General features: G+C 51.1%; 9 protein-coding genes. All 9 read left to right on the top strand.

From position 1 onward, the window contains the following. Window positions 1-13 precede the first annotated feature (13 nt). Window positions 14-382 (top strand): 50S ribosomal protein L7/L12, encoded by a 369-nt coding sequence (rplL, locus tag PsW74_RS22050; RefSeq protein WP_063289484.1) that lies wholly within the window; start codon window positions 14-16, stop codon window positions 380-382. A gap of 202 nt (window positions 383-584) precedes the next feature. Beyond that, a complete protein-coding gene (gene rpoB, locus PsW74_RS22045) occupies window positions 585-4,727 on the top strand; it encodes a DNA-directed RNA polymerase subunit beta (protein ID WP_057464830.1) in 4,143 nt (1,380 codons plus the stop codon). A 101-nt stretch (window positions 4,728-4,828) separates the two neighbouring features. Continuing rightward, on the top strand, window positions 4,829-9,031 hold the full coding sequence (rpoC, locus tag PsW74_RS22040; RefSeq protein ID WP_063289483.1) for a DNA-directed RNA polymerase subunit beta': 4,203 nt from the start codon (window positions 4,829-4,831) through the stop codon (window positions 9,029-9,031). Window positions 9,032-9,253: 222 nt separating this feature from the next. Further along, window positions 9,254-9,556, top strand: coding sequence for a hypothetical protein (locus PsW74_RS22035; protein WP_063289482.1), 303 nt, complete (start codon window positions 9,254-9,256; stop codon window positions 9,554-9,556). 193 nt (window positions 9,557-9,749) lie between these two features. Beyond that, window positions 9,750-10,472 carry an SDR family NAD(P)-dependent oxidoreductase gene (locus PsW74_RS22030; RefSeq protein WP_206599950.1) on the top strand — a complete coding sequence of 241 codons (723 nt, stop codon included), beginning with the start codon at window positions 9,750-9,752 and terminating at the stop codon, window positions 10,470-10,472. Window positions 10,473-11,094: 622 nt separating this feature from the next. Continuing rightward, complete coding sequence (gene rpsL, locus PsW74_RS22025; RefSeq protein ID WP_057464826.1) at window positions 11,095-11,466, top strand: 30S ribosomal protein S12; 372 nt, start codon at window positions 11,095-11,097, stop codon at window positions 11,464-11,466. A gap of 16 nt (window positions 11,467-11,482) precedes the next feature. Then, window positions 11,483-11,953 carry a 30S ribosomal protein S7 gene (gene rpsG, locus PsW74_RS22020; protein ID WP_057464825.1) on the top strand — a complete coding sequence of 157 codons (471 nt, stop codon included), beginning with the start codon at window positions 11,483-11,485 and terminating at the stop codon, window positions 11,951-11,953. Window positions 11,954-11,977: 24 nt separating this feature from the next. Continuing rightward, window positions 11,978-14,053, top strand: a complete 2,076-nt coding sequence (gene fusA / locus PsW74_RS22015) for an elongation factor G (RefSeq protein WP_057464824.1) — start codon at window positions 11,978-11,980, stop codon at window positions 14,051-14,053. 48 nt (window positions 14,054-14,101) lie between these two features. Next, a partial coding sequence (locus tag PsW74_RS22010) for a GTP-binding protein (protein WP_153042456.1) occupies window positions 14,102-14,574 on the top strand: 473 nt, incomplete at its 3' end.

Below are 14,574 nucleotides of genomic sequence, written 5' to 3'. Positions count from 1 at the left end.
AAGGTACTGAAAAATGGCTGATCTCTCAAAGATCGTAGAAGAACTCTCCGCACTGACCGTTATGGAAGCTGCTGAGCTTTCCAAGCTGCTCGAAGAAGAGTGGGGCGTTTCCGCTGCTGCTCCTGTAGCTGTTGCTGCTGCTGGTCCAGCTGCTGAAGCTGCTGAAGAACAGACTGAATTCGACGTGATCCTGGCTGATGCTGGCGCGAAGAAAATCAACGTGATCAAAGAAGTGCGTGCGATCACGGGTCTTGGCCTGAAAGAAGCTAAAGAGCTCGTAGAAGGCGCTCCAAAAGCTGTTAAAGAAGCAGTTTCTAAAGACGAAGCTGCTGAGCTGAAAAAGAAGCTCGAAGAAGCTGGTGCAAAAGTAGAACTCAAGTAATCCTGAGTTCTTCAGATATTGGTCCCGGAGTAATCCGGGACCTTTTCCGTACCCTGGCGGGTTTCCCGGCCGGGGTAAACGTCCCAACGGGGGAGGGTGCCTGAACAGCGCCCTATTGTGGACGGTTCTGAGAAGCTACGTTTTCTGCCATGCAGGGCGTCGTTTTTCTGAACCGTCACCTTGAGTGATACGAGGAGCGACAATGACGCAGACGTTCAACGGTCGCAAGCGGGTCCGTAAATACTTCGGATCCATCCGCGATGTAGCGGCTATGCCAAACCTTATCGAAGTGCAGAAGGCGTCTTATGACCAATTCTTGCAAGTTGATAAGGTTGAAGATAACCGCGTTGACGAAGGCCTAGAGGCCGTATTTAAGTCCGTATTCCCCATTTCGGATTTTGCAGGCAATTCCCTTCTTGAATTCGTAGATTACGAATTTGAAGCACCAAAGTATGATGTGGAAGAGTGCCGCCAGCGTGATATGACTTACGCTGCGCCACTGAAGCTTACGCTTCGCCTCATCGTGTTTGATGTGGATGAAGATACTGGCGCAAAATCGGTTAAAGACATCAAAGAACAAGATGTCTACATGGGCGATATTCCGTTCATGACCGATAACGGTACCTTTGTGATCAATGGTACAGAACGCGTTATCGTGTCTCAGATGCACCGTTCCCCGGGTGTATTCTTTGACCATGACAAAGGTAAGACCCACTCTTCCGGTAAACTTCTGTTTGCCGCACGTGTGATCCCTTACCGTGGTTCATGGCTCGATATCGAATTCGATGCTAAGGACATTGTCCACGCACGTATCGACCGCCGTCGTAAGATCCCTGTGACATCTTTGTTGATGGCGCTTGGTCTTGATAGCGAAGAGATTCTCAATACCTTCTATAACCGTATCGACTACGTACGTAACGGCGAAAACAGCTGGTCCGTACCGTTCGATGGTGCTCGTCTTAAGGGTACTAAAGCAACTGCCGATATGGTTGATGCTGCCAGCGGTGAAGTGGTTGTTGAAGCTGGTAAGAAAATTACCGCTCGTACAATCCGTCAGTTGACCGAAAAGGGTGTTAAATCTCTTAAGGGTACTGATGATGATCTGTTTGGCCAGTACCTTGCCGAAGACATTGTTGATACGCGTACTGGTGAGATATATGCTGAAGCTGGTGAAGAGCTGACTGAAAAGCTTCTTCATGAGCTTATCGAGCGTGGCTACCACGATCTGCCTGTTCTGGATATCGACTACGTTAACGTTGGTCCTTTCATCCGCAACACGCTGGCTGCCGACAAGAATGACGGCCGCGAAGGTGCTCTGTTTGACATCTACCGCGTTATGCGTCCTGGTGAGCCGCCAACCATTGAGACTGCAGAGGCTATGTTCCAGTCTCTCTTCTTCGATGCTGAGCGCTACGACCTTTCCGCGGTTGGCCGCGTGAAGATGAACATGCGTCTTGACCTTGAGTGTGAAGATACTGTTCGTGTTCTGCGTAAAGACGATATCCTGTCAGTGATCAGCCTGCTGCTTAATCTTCGTGATGGCCGCGGCGAAATCGATGACATCGATAACCTTGGTAACCGTCGTGTTCGCTCCGTTGGCGAATTGATGGAAAACCAGTACCGTGTTGGCCTGCTGCGCATGGAACGTGCGATCAAGGAGCGTATGAGCTCTGTTGAGATCGACACTGTGATGCCTCAGGATCTGATCAACGCAAAACCTGCTGCAGCAGCTGTACGTGAGTTCTTCGGTTCTTCCCAGCTGTCTCAGTTTATGGATCAGACCAACCCATTGTCTGAAGTGACGCATAAGCGTCGTCTTTCAGCGCTTGGGCCTGGTGGTTTGACCCGTGAGCGCGCAGGCTTTGAAGTTCGTGACGTTCACCCAACACACTATGGTCGTATCTGCCCGATTGAAACACCGGAAGGTCCGAACATTGGTCTGATCAACTCACTGGCAACCTTTGCACGTGTGAACAAGTATGGCTTTATTGAGAGCCCATACCGCCGTGTTATTGATGGTCTGGTGACGAAAGACGTTGTCTATCTCTCCGCTATGGAAGAGAGCAAGTACTACGTTTCTCAGGCGAACGCTGAGATGAACGAAGATGGTAGCTTCGTGAACGACCTGGTTCAGTGTCGTCATGCGGGTGAAAACATCTTGGTCACCTCTGATCGCGTTGATCTGATGGATGTGTCTCCGAAACAGCTGGTTTCCGTTGCTGCGTCGCTCATTCCGTTCCTTGAGAACGATGATGCGAACCGCGCACTGATGGGTTCCAACATGATGCGTCAGGCTGTGCCGCTCGTTCGTGCACAGGCTCCATTTGTTGGCACCGGTATGGAACCAATCGTTGCTCGTGACTCTGGCGCTGCTATTGGCGCACGTCGCGGCGGTGTGGTTGACCAGGTTGACGCAACACGTATCGTTATTCGTGCGACTGAAGATCTGGATCCTTCCAAGTCTGGCGTAGATATCTACCGCCTGATGAAGTTCCAGCGTTCCAACCAGGATACTTGTATCAACCAGCGTCCGCTGGTGAACGTAGGTGACCGGGTTCGTAAGGGCGATATCATTGCAGACGGTCCTTCGACTGATCTGGGTGATCTGGCGCTTGGCCGTAACGTTATGGTCGCGTTCATGCCTTGGAACGGCTACAACTTCGAGGATTCCATCCTACTGTCCGAGCGCATCGTTCGCGATGACGTCTTCACCTCCATCCACCTCGAAGAATTCGAAGTGATGGCGCGTGATACGAAGCTTGGCCCTGAGGAAATCACTCGCGATATTCCTAACGTTTCTGAAGAAGCGCTGAAGAACCTTGATGAAGCCGGCATTGTTTATGTTGGTGCTGAGGTGAAACCAGGCGACATTCTTGTTGGTAAGATCACTCCAAAGGGCGAAAGCCCAATGACACCAGAAGAAAAACTTCTGCGTGCGATCTTCGGCGAGAAAGCTTCTGACGTTCGCGACACATCCATGCGTCTGTCTCCAGGTGTATCCGGTACTGTTGTTGAAGTTCGTGTATTCAACCGCCACGGCGTTGAAAAAGACGAACGTGCGATGGCTATCGAGCGCGAAGAGATTGAACGTCTTGCGAAAGACCGCGACGACGAACAGGCAATTCTTGACCGTAACGTCTATGGCCGTCTGGCTGAGATGATCATGGGTCATGTGACTGTTGGTGGTCCGAAGAACTTCCGCAAGGGTGTTGAGATCGACGGTAACGTTTTGAACGAATTCCCACGTTCTCAGTGGTGGCAGTTTGCTGTCGAAGACGAGCAGCTGATGAGCGAGCTGGAAGCGCTTCGTGGTTCTTATGATGAGAGCCGTAAGCGTCTTGAGCAGCGCTTCATCGACAAGGTTGAGAAGCTGCAGCGTGGTGATGAGTTGCCACCTGGCGTTATGAAGATGGTTAAAGTCTTCGTTGCGGTTAAGCGTAAGATTCAGCCTGGTGATAAGATGGCTGGTCGTCACGGTAACAAGGGTGTGGTTTCCAAGATCAACCCATGTGAAGACATGCCATTCCTGGATGACGGTCAACACGTTGATATCGTTCTGAACCCACTCGGCGTTCCATCCCGTATGAACGTTGGTCAGATTCTTGAAACACACCTTGGCTGGGCTTGTGCCGGCATGGGGCAGAAGATCGGCGAGCTTTACGACGAATATCGTAAGTCTGGCGAGATCGAGCAGCTTCGTGGCAAGGTCGTTGAGATCTACGGCGACAACATCAAGGGTGAGCCGGTTCAGGAATACGACGACGAAGGCATCGCTAAACTTGGTGAGCAGCTGCGTCATGGCGTTTCCATCGCGACTCCGGTCTTTGATGGTGCACGTGAACCTGACGTTGTTGACATGCTGAACATTGCTGAGATGAAACCATCCGGTCAGTCTACATTGTATGACGGACGTACCGGTGAACAGTTCGACCGTCAGGTCACTGTGGGTTACATCTACATGCTCAAGCTTCACCACTTGGTTGACGATAAGATCCACGCGCGTTCTATCGGACCTTACTCTCTTGTTACTCAGCAGCCGCTGGGTGGTAAGGCGCAGTTCGGTGGTCAGCGCTTCGGTGAGATGGAAGTGTGGGCGCTTGAAGCTTATGGCGCAGCGTACACCTTGCAGGAAATGCTCACTGTTAAGTCTGATGACGTGGCAGGTCGTACCAAGGTTTATGAAGCTATCGTCCGGGGTGACGACACATTTGAGGCGGGTATTCCTGAGAGCTTTAACGTTCTCGTCAAGGAAATGCGTTCCCTGGGCCTCAATGTCGAGTTGCAGGATAAGGAACCGCGTCAGAAAGCCAATGATGACGCTGAAGCAATCGATGCCGCGGAATAAGACCTTTCAAGGTATTTCGCTGTAAGTCATGTATTCATGCCGGAAGAGGGGAGCCTGCTTATTAGCACGCTCCCCGACCTGCGCATTTTAGGAGAGAGCTGATGTCGCAAGAGGTCATGAACCTGTTCAATCAACAGGCTCCCGCACAGACCTTCGATCATATCCGCATCTCGATCGCCAGCCCGGAGAAAATTCTGTCCTGGTCGTTCGGTGAGATCAAAAAGCCGGAGACGATCAACTACAGAACTTTCAAGCCAGAGCGCGACGGGCTGTTCTGTGCTCGGATTTTCGGTCCTATCAAGGACTATGAGTGCTTGTGCGGTAAGTATAAGCGCATGAAATATAAAGGCGTTATCTGTGAGAAGTGTGGCGTTGAAGTCACCTTGTCCCGTGTACGCCGTGAACGTATGGGCCACATTGAGCTTGCAGCTCCTGTTGCGCATATCTGGTTCCTGAAGTCGCTGCCATCCCGTATCGGCATGCTGTTGGATATGACGCTTAAAGATCTTGAGCGCATCCTGTACTTTGAGAACTACGTTGTTATTGAGCCGGGCCTTACTCCTATGAAGCTGCGTCAGCTGCTTTCTGAAGAAGAGTTTGTTGCCGCTCAGGACGAATACGGTGAAGACAGCTTCACTGCTATGATTGGTGCTGAGGCGATCCGTGAGATCCTTGCCAGCATGGATCTGCAGCGTGAATCTGAAAAGATCCGTCAGGAAATTGCAGAAGCAACCACAGAGCTGAAGCCTAAGAAACTGGCGAAGCGATTGAAGGTTGTTGAGGCGTTCATCGAGTCCGGAAACCGTCCTGAATGGATGATCCTGACCGTTGTTCCTGTGATCCCACCAGATCTGCGTCCGCTGGTTCCATTGGATGGTGGCCGTTTTGCGACGTCTGACCTCAACGACCTTTATCGTCGTGTGATCAACCGTAACAACCGTCTGAAGCGTCTGATCGAGCTTAAAGCGCCTGACATCATTATCCGTAACGAAAAACGTATGCTGCAGGAATCTGTAGATGCGCTGTTCGATAATGGTCGTCGTGGTCGTGTGATCCAGGGTGCAAACAAACGTCCTCTGAAGTCCCTTTCAGACATGCTGAAGGGTAAGCAGGGTCGTTTCCGTCAGAACCTTCTCGGTAAGCGCGTGGATTACTCCGGTCGTTCCGTTATTACTGTGGGTCCTGAACTGAAGCTGCACCAATGTGGTCTGCCGAAGAAGATGGCGCTTGAGCTGTTCAAGCCGTTCATCTATTCCCGCCTCGATGCAAAGGGTTATTCTTCCACTGTTAAGCAGGCGAAGAAGCTCGTTGAAAAAGAGCGTCCGGAAGTTTGGGATATCCTTGATGAAGTGATCCGCGAGCACCCGGTTCTCCTGAACCGTGCGCCTACGCTTCACCGTCTTGGCATTCAGGCCTTTGAACCTACCCTGATTGAAGGTAAGGCAATCCAGCTGCACCCACTCGTTTGTTCCGCGTTTAACGCTGACTTCGATGGTGACCAGATGGCTGTTCACGTTCCGCTTTCTTTGGAAGCGCAGCTTGAAGCCCGTACTCTCATGATGTCCACCAACAACATTCTGCACCCGGCGAACGGTGGTCCGATCATCGTACCGTCCCAGGATATTGTTCTTGGCCTCTACTACCTGTCCATTATGGCGGATGGTGAACCAGGTGAAGGCATGGCCTTCGGTAACATGGGTGAGTTGCACCACGCGCTGGAAAACGGTGTTATCACTGTTCACTCCAAGATCCGTGGCCGCTTCAAGTCTGTTGATGAGCTGGGCAACCCAACCTCTGAAATCCATGAGACCACTCCTGGTCGTCTGATGATTGCAGAGCTGCTGCCGAAGCACTTCGAAGTACCGTTCGACGCCTGTAACAAGCTGATGACCAAAAAAGACATCTCCAAGATGATCGATACAGTTTATCGTGCTTGTGGCCAGAAAGAGACCGTTATCTTCTGTGACCGCGTTATGCAGCTTGGCTTCAAAAACGCATGTCGTGCTGGTATCTCCTTCGGTAAGGATGACATGGTTATCCCTGATGCCAAGGCGACACTCGTTGAAAGCACCACCACTTTGGTGACTGAATACGAACAGCAGTACAATGACGGTCTGATCACTCAGGGCGAGAAGTACAACAAGGTTGTTGACGCCTGGGCGAAGTGTACTGACAAAGTCGCTGATGAAATGATGGGCCGCATCTCTGCGACCGAGTTCGAAGAGGACACAGGTCGTCAGAAACAGATGAACTCTGTTTACATGATGGCTCACTCCGGTGCGCGTGGTTCTCCAGCGCAGATGAAGCAGCTCGGCGGTATGCGCGGTCTGATGGCGAAACCAGATGGTTCCATCATCGAAAACCCGATTATCGCGAACTTTAAAGAAGGTCTGTCGGTTCTCGAGTACTTCAACTCCACCCACGGTGCCCGTAAGGGTCTTGCCGATACGGCGTTGAAAACTGCGAACTCCGGTTACCTGACACGTCGTCTCGTGGACGTTGCACAGGACAGCATCATTCTTGAAGTTGACTGTGGTTCCACCGGTGGCATTACCGTCCAGCCAATCGTTGATGCTGGTAACGTTATCGCGACCCTTGGTATGCGTGTGCTTGGCCGTACTGCGGCTGAAGACATCCGCAACAACAAGACTGGCGAAGTGCTCGTTCCTAAGGGACGTATGATTGACGAGAAGGACGTGGAGCTTCTTGAAGCTGCCAAGGTCCAGATGGTCAAGATCCGCTCCGTGCTGACTTGTGAAACCAAGACTGGTGTATGTGCGACCTGTTATGGCCGTGACCTTGCACGTGGTACTCCGGTGAACATCGGTGAGGCTGTTGGTGTTATTGCTGCGCAGTCCATTGGTGAGCCTGGTACTCAGTTGACCATGCGTACGTTCCACATTGGTGGTACGGCACAGGTTGTTGATAGTTCCTTCATTGAATCCAACTTTGAAGGCACCGTGAAGATGCGCAACCGTAATGTGGTTCGCGACTCTGATGGCAACAACATTGTTATGGCACGTAACATGTCCATCATTATCGTAGATAGTGACGGTAATGAGCGTTCTACGCATCGTCTGACTTACGGTGGTAAAATCTTCGTTGACGAAGGTGACGTCATCAAGCGCGGTGATCGTATTTCTGAATGGGATCCGTACACGCGTCCGATCCTGACAGAACTTTCCGGTCGTGTTGGCTTTGAAGATCTGGTGGATGGTTCTTCTATGCAGGAAACTGCTGATGAAGCGACCGGTATCACCAAGCGTGTTGTTATCGACTGGCGTTCTTCTCAGCGTGGCGCTGATCTGAAGCCTGCGATGGTTATTCAGGATGACAGCGGCAAGATCAAGAAACTGGCTCGCGGTGGCGATGCTCGTTCCCTGCTTTCCGTTGACGCTATTCTGTCCGTGCAGCCAGGTGACATGGTTTCTGCTGGTGACGTTCTTGCACGTATTCCTCTGGAATCTGCAAAAACGAAAGACATCACCGGTGGTCTGCCACGTGTTGCTGAACTGTTCGAAGCACGTCGTCCGAAAGATCACGCGATTATCGCTGAGCTTGACGGTACGATCCGCTTTGGCCGAGATTACAAAAACAAGCGCCGCATCATCATCGATCCTACCGATGAGAGCCTGGAGCCTGTTGAGTACCTCATCCAGAAGAACAAGCACTTCCACCTGCAGGAAGGGGACACTATCGAGAAGGGTGAATACCTTGTTGATGGTAACCCGGCACCGCATGACATTCTTGCGATTAAGGGCGTAGAGGCACTGGCTGCCTTCCTCGTTAACGAGATCCAGGAAGTTTATCGTCTGCAGGGCGTGGGCATTAACGACAAGCACATCGAAGTGATTGTTCGTCAGATGCTCCAGAAGGTTGAGATCACTGATCCGGGCGAAACAGAGTACTTCTCTGGTGAGCAGGTCGATAAGATCGAATTTGATGCAGCTAACCAGCGTGCGATTGATAATGCACGTGATCCTGCCAAGGGTGTTCCAGTTCTTCTGGGCATCACGAAGGCAAGCTTGCAGACTCGTTCGTTCTTCTCTGCTGCATCGTTCCAGGAAACAACGCGTGTTCTGACTGAAGCAGCTGTCTTCGGCAAGATCGATCCACTGGACGGTCTGAAAGAGAACGTGATTGTTGGTCGTCTGATCCCAGCGGGTACAGGCGGGGCGATGAACCGCACTCGTAAGATTGCGACACTGCGTGATGATCTCATCCAGGACGCTCGCCGTTCAGCTTCTACTGCTGGAACTGCGGACTCCATGCTTGAAGATTTCAGCCGTGACGGTCAGTTCTAGTGAGCTGCAAAATCTAAATTGAGGTCAAGCCGCCCTTCGGGGCGGCTTTTCCGTTTATGGCGGATGGTTGCTTGTGGCGACCTGCTGACCTGCCACTAACAAGAAAGACGCGTATCTGAATTTGGAAGCTGAGGCTCCTTGGCAGATACGTCTGGTGTTTTGAATTGAAACGCATCCTTTCGGTCGGGCTGGACTGAGTGGGGGCGTGATGAAGGAAATAAAATGTCTGATCAGATTGAAGAAGAAAATGGTGATGACGCCCCTCCAGTTGTCTACCTGATTATGGGCCGTGCGTGGAAAGAGGAGGACGGTGAAGAAGAAGATGGTCTTCCGTTCCATGTGATGGTGACCGCGCCTGATGACGATGGTGCAGTTCGCCGTGCCGTTGAAGCGTTGGGTGAACAGGGTTTCGTGGATGCAGCTCTTGATCAGCTGGGATACATCACGGAAACACCGGAGGAAGAGTTCTTCGTTCAGCCTTATAAAGACGCACTGGCAGGCAATGTTTCAGTGATCACGTTCTAAAAATTGAACTGATGATCCGATTTTGGATTTTGGAAAGGAGAGGGTGACCTCTCCTTTTTTGTGTTTGGGGAGAGGGGAGGTGTGAATGCCTCTCTGCTGGGTGTTTCAAATAAGTAGTGATCTTGCCTGACTTGTGAGTACGGTGATCTTTTGGCTTTGCAGTTGAAGCCAGAGTTAAATGGAGCGAACGTTCTTGGGGAATGCTACTTCGAAGACTGCATTGGTAACAGGTGCCAGCAAGGGCATTGGTCAAGCCACCGCGGTTGCTTTTGCCAAAGCTGGTTATGATGTCTGTGTGAACTATCATTGTGATCAGGCCGGAGCGGAAGAGACTGTCCGGCGATGCAAGGAGGTTGGCGTTCGCGCGATTGCTGTTGGTGCGGATGTGGCTGATCTTGAAGCCGTGCGTCAGATGTTTGTCATTTGTGACGAGAGACTTGGGCCGATTACTTGCCTCGTGAACAATGCTGGTATCATAGGGGGATCGTCCTCCTTAGTGGACTTGGATAGCTCGGCGTTGGTTTCGACTTTTCAGACCAATGTGTTCGGCATGATCTATTGCATGCAAGAAGCAGCTAAACGCATGAGGATTGACGAAGGTGGTTCTGGTGGTGCGATTGTAAATATGTCTTCGATTGCTGCCGTGATGGGGAGCCCTGGGGAGTATGTTCACTACGCCGCTTCAAAAGGTGCAGTGGAAACATTGACGGTTGGTGCAGGTAAAGAGTTTGGGCCCCTTGGTATTCGGGTGAATGCGATCCGTGTGGGAACAACCGCGACCGACATGCACCAGCGGGAGGGGAACCCTGATCGTCCGGCCCTTGTTGCTGCTGCAACGCCTCTTGGTCGTATAGCGAGCCTTCAGATATTGCAGAGGCTGCTGTCTGGCTGGGATCATCCGGGGCAGGATTCGTGAGTGGGACGACACTGACGGTTGCCGGCGGCCTTGCTCCCTAACTGGGTGTGTTGGGTGCTTGAGACTTGAGGCGACGACGTGCCTTCGCCCTGTGGCAGTATTTGCACTTAAGGGGCGTAATTGAATTTGAGTTAAAGCTGTAAGAATCAAATGACCTGCGGAAATGACGATGAGTCAGAGTAGGGATGTGCTTAACTTCCTTTTAATCTTCAGAGTCAAACTGCAATGAACACTTAAGCGCCTCCAAATTTTGACGTCTTCCGAGATGAAATTGCTGAATCTACGCGAATCTTGGGATACACCGTATGAATCTGAGAGGCTGGGGCCAAGAATCTCTTGGAAGGGACTTGACGAACAGTGTCCTGATGAGTAGGTTCCGGCAACCTTATGGCAAGCAGTAAGCAATGTCCTTCTCCTGAGGCGCCTCGCCTCGGAGTACTGAAGCTTAAACGTTGTCGGGTTCAAAGGCGAATACAAGTCGAATGCAAGACCGCGGATCCGTCCGTGGTCCTCTGGTTTCGCGGTGCCCTTCACGAATAATCGTTCGTGGATTTGGTGCGCATGCGTATGTCTACCAGAAACTGCGTCCGGTCGAAGAGCAAAAGTAGTTAAAGGGCAAATTATGCCAACGATCAACCAGTTGATCCGTAAGCCGCGTACAGTGCCGGCGAAGCGGAACAAAGTTCCAGCGATGGAAGCGTGCCCGCAGAAGCGCGGCGTGTGTACTCGCGTATATACAACCACTCCTAAGAAGCCTAACTCAGCGCTTCGTAAAGTGGCAAAAATCCGTTTGACCAATGGCTTTGAAGTTATTGGTTATATCCCGGGTGAAGGTCATAACCTCCAAGAGCACTCCGTTGTCATGATCCGTGGTGGTCGTGTAAAGGATTTGCCTGGTGTTCGTTACCACATCATCCGTGGCGTTCTTGACACCCAGGGTGTTAAAGATCGTAAACAGCGTCGTTCCAAGTATGGCGCTAAGCGTCCGAAATAATAGGATATAGACCGATATGTCCCGCCGTCACGCCGCTGAAAAGCGTCAAGTTATTCCGGATCCTAAGTTCGGAGATATCGTCGTTACTAAGTTCATGAACGCAGTAATGCTCGATGGTAAAAAATCCACCGCAGAACGCATCGTATACGGTGCATTCGATGCGATCGAATCTAAAGCTAAGGCTAGCCCGCTCGAGATGTTCCATCAGGCGCTCGAAAACGTTATGCCACAGGTTGAAGTTCGCTCCCGTCGTGTTGGTGGTGCAACTTATCAGGTTCCAGTCGAAGTTCGTACAGAGCGTCGTCAGGCACTTGCTATCCGCTGGCTGATTTCTGCAGCTCGCGGTCGTAACGAAACCACAATGGTTGGTCGTCTGTCCGGTGAACTGCTGGATGCTGCGAATGGCCGTGGTAACTCCGTTAAGAAGCGCGAAGATACTCACCGGATGGCTGAAGCTAACCGTGCATTCTCGCACTACCGTTGGTAATCACCCTGGATAGAGGCTGACGCTATGTCACGTACGCACAAAATCGAGGACTACCGTAACTTCGGTATCATGGCTCACATCGATGCTGGTAAGACGACCACTACAGAACGTATTCTGTATTACACTGGTAAGTCCCATAAAATCGGTGAAGTTCATGATGGTGCAGCTACCATGGACTGGATGGAGCAGGAGCAGGAGCGTGGTATTACCATTACTTCAGCTGCTACGACTGCCCACTGGAACGGTAAGCGTCTGAACATCATTGACACTCCAGGTCACGTTGACTTCACGATTGAAGTTGAACGCTCCCTGCGTGTTCTTGATGGTGCAGTTGCACTTCTCGATGCGAATGCTGGTGTTGAACCTCAGACTGAGACCGTATGGCGTCAGGCTGATAAGTACAACGTTCCACGCATGATCTTCGTCAACAAGATGGACAAACTCGGTGCTGATTTCTTCCGCTGTGTAGAAATGATCGAGAAGCGTCTTGGCGCAACTCCAGCATGTGTTCAGCTGCCGATCGGCGCTGAAAGCGAATTTGCTGGTGTTATCGATCTGCTGAAGATGAAAGCATTGGTTTGGAACGGTGAGGCTCTTGGAGCAAGCTGGGATGAGCTGGATATTCCAGAAGATCTCGCTGACCAAGCTGCTGAATACCGCGAAAAACTGATCGAGATCGCTGTAGAAGTAGAAGAAGAAGCTACTGAAGCATACTTGGAAGGCGAAATGCCATCCAACGAAAAGCTTCAAGAGCTTATTCGTAAGGGTACCATTGCTGGCAACTTCGTTCCAGTGTTGTGCGGTACAGCATTCAAGAACAAAGGCGTTCAGCCTCTTCTTGACGCTGTTGTAGATTACCTTCCTAACCCGGTTGAAGTGCCGGCGATTAAAGGTATCGACGCCAAGACTGAGGAAGAAACCACACGCGAATCTTCTGATGAAGAGCCGCTTGGTATGCTCGCATTTAAAATCATGAACGATCCGTTCGTTGGTTCTTTGACCTTCGCACGTATTTACTCTGGTGTGCTGAATAAAGGCTCATCCGTGCTGAATACTGTTAAGGGCAAGCGCGAACGCGTTGGTCGCATGATGCAGATGCACTCAAATTCCCGCGATGACATTGATGTAGCCTATGCAGGCGACATTGTGGCTATCGCAGGCCTGAAGGACACGACCACTGGTGATACGCTTTGTGATCCTCTGAAGCCTGTTATTCTGGAACGCATGGAGTTCCCGGATCCGGTTATCGAGATCGCTGTTGAGCCTAAAACCAAAGGTGACCAGGAAAAGATGGGCCTTGCCCTGAACCGCCTGGCTGCTGAGGATCCGTCCTTCCGCGTGAAGACAGATGAAGAGTCCGGCCAGACAATCATTGCTGGTATGGGCGAACTTCACCTGGACATCCTTGTTGATCGCATGAAGCGTGAATTCAAGGTTGAAGCAAACATCGGTGCACCTCAGGTTGCTTACCGTGAAACCATTACCAAGTCTGCTGACGTGGATTATACCCACAAGAAGCAGTCCGGTGGTACTGGTCAGTTTGCTCGCATCAAACTCTCTATCGAGCCAAATGTTGTTGGTGAAGGTTTTGAGTTTGCTAACACGATTGTTGGCGGTAACGTTCCTAAGGAATACATCCCTGGTGTATCCAAAGGTATCGAATCCGTCATGTCCTCTGGTCCACTTGCTGGCTTCCCGATGGTCGACATTAAAGCTACCCTCACTGACGGTGCTTACCATGATGTTGACTCGTCTGTGCTCGCATTTGAGATCGCAGGTCGTGCTGGTTTCCGCGAAGCTGTGGCTAAAGCAGGTCCAAAGCTTCTGGAACCTATCATGAAGGTTGAGGTTGTCACTCCAGAAGACTATATGGGTGACGTGATTGGTGATTTGAATTCCCGTCGTGGACAAATCGCCGGTACCGAAAACCGCGGTGTCGTGACCGTTATCACTGCTATGGTTCCGCTGGCCAACATGTTTGGTTACGTGAACAACTTGCGTTCCATGTCCCAAGGACGTGCGCAGTATTCCATGGTGTTCGATCATTACGACCAAGTCCCGCAGGCTGTTGCTGACGAGGTTATGGCGAAATACGCCTAAACCTCATTAGACCAGTCAAAGGGATTCAAGAGAGAACGGAGAGATCCGATGGCTAAAGAAAAATTTGAACGTAATAAGCCGCACGTCAACATCGGCACAATTGGCCACGTTGACCACGGTAAAACTACACTGACCGCAGCGATTACTAAATCCTTCGGTGATTTTAAAGCATACGACGAAATCGATGGCGCTCCTGAAGAGCGTGCTCGCGGTATCACTATTTCAACAGCACACGTTGAATATGAAACCGAAGCTCGTCACTACGCGCACGTTGACTGCCCAGGCCATGCTGATTATGTGAAAAACATGATCACTGGTGCTGCACAGATGGACGGCGCGATCCTCGTTGTTAACGCTGCAGACGGCCCAATGCCTCAGACTCGTGAGCACATCCTGCTCGCTCGTCAGGTTGGTGTGCCTGCTCTGGTTGTCTTCATGAACAAAGTTGACCAGGTTGACGACGAAGAACTGCTTGAACTCGTAGAAATGGAAGTTCGTGAACTTCTTTCTTCCTACGAATT

Source organism: Pseudovibrio sp. W74 (genome assembly GCF_001623085.1).
Taxonomy (GTDB): domain Bacteria; phylum Pseudomonadota; class Alphaproteobacteria; order Rhizobiales; family Stappiaceae; genus Pseudovibrio.
Note: the sequence above shows the minus strand (reverse complement) of the source record. Positions and strands in the feature narration are given on the sequence as shown.